Source organism: Pseudomonas sp. K5002 (genome assembly GCF_013386655.1).
GTDB lineage: Bacteria > Pseudomonadota > Gammaproteobacteria > Pseudomonadales > Pseudomonadaceae > Aquipseudomonas.
The window spans coordinates 1-1,371 of the sequence record NZ_JACARK010001165.1 but is presented as its reverse complement, the minus strand read 5'-3'; the positions used below and the strand labels follow the sequence as shown (position 1 = coordinate 1,371).

Here is a 1,371-nt window from a genome sequence, read left to right as displayed (position 1 = left end):
GGAATACGCCAACGCCCTGACCACGCCCGGCGGCCTGAGCGGCCCGGCAACCGAGCGCTCCGAGCAACTGATTGTCGAGCTGGAAGCCTGTGACCTGTTGATCATCTGCACCCCCGTGCACAATTTCACGGTGCCGGCGGCCCTCAAGTGCTGGATCGACCATGTGGTGCGCATCCACCGCAGTTTCACGGTGAATCCGCAGTTTGAGAAAGTCGGCTTGCTCAAGGACCGGCGCACCTTTGTGCTGGTCAGCTCCGGCAGTTCGCGAAAAAACCGCGAGCCCGACTTCCTCACGCCCTACCTGCAGGCGATCCTTGGAACCGTGGGCATTCACGCGGTGGATTTCGTCTATCTGGGGGCCATGGTGCGTGGCGCAGCCGCCGTGCAGCGCAGCCTGGAACAGGCCCACGCGCAGTTGGCCGAGGCATTTGACCGGCAAGCGGGCGCCCGGGCGGCAATCAGCGCTGGCGCGTAAAATTAATGGCGCTAGAATCAGCGCCATTTCTACGCCCGCCTCCCTGATACGAGCCACCCATGAGCTTTGATTTCGACACGATCCACTCCCGCCTCGGCACCGGCAGCACCAAGTGGAGTCGTTACCCGCAAGACGTTCTGCCGATGTGGATTGCCGACATGGACATCGCTGCCCCACCGGCCGTGCTTCAAGCGTTGCACGAGCGACTGGGTCAGCAGATCCTCGGCTACAGCGTGGCTTGCGATGGCGTGCGCGAGGCGATCGTCGCCGACCTGTGGGCCAAGTACGCCTGGCGCGTACAGCCGGATGAGCTGCTGTTCCTGCCGGGGGTCGAACCCGGTTTCAACATGGCGCTGCACGCATTTGTGCAACCCGGCCAACCGGTGGTGTTGCAAACCCCCAACTATCGCCCGATCCGCCTGGCGCCCGGCCACTGGAACCTGCCGAAGATCGAAGTGCCGTTTGAGCTGAGCGCCGAAGGCGAGTACCTCACGCCGTTGGTGGCGATGCGTGAGGCTCTCACCGGCGCCGGGGCGCTGCTGTTGAGCAACCCGCACAACCCGATGGGCAAGGTCTTCCCCCGTGAGGAACTGTTTGCCGTGGCCAGCGCCTGCCTGGACCAGGGTGCGCTGATCGTCTCCGATGAAATCCACGCCGAGCTGTGCTTTGACGGCCGCCGGCATATTCCCACCGCCAGCCTCAGCCCCGAGATTGCCCAGCGCACTATCACCCTGATGTCGGCGAGCAAGGCGTATAACGTCGCCGGGTTGAAGACCTGCTTCGCGGTGATCCAGAATCCCGAGATCCGCGAGCGCTTCAACCAAGCCCGCTGCGGCATGGTCGACAGCGTCAGCCCCCTGGGCCTGGAAGCCACGCGTGCGGCCTACAGCGACTGC

The 1,371-nt window shown here is 64.3% G+C and carries 2 protein-coding genes; both read left to right on the top strand.

What is annotated here, in order from left to right:
* A partial coding sequence (locus HX846_RS34480; protein WP_178967180.1) for an FMN-dependent NADH-azoreductase occupies nt 1–475 on the top strand: 475 nt, incomplete at its 5' end.
* A 59-nt stretch (nt 476–534) separates the two neighbouring features.
* Nucleotides 535–1,371: MalY/PatB family protein (locus HX846_RS34475; RefSeq protein ID WP_178967179.1), on the top strand; the 837-nt coding region annotated here is incomplete at its 3' end.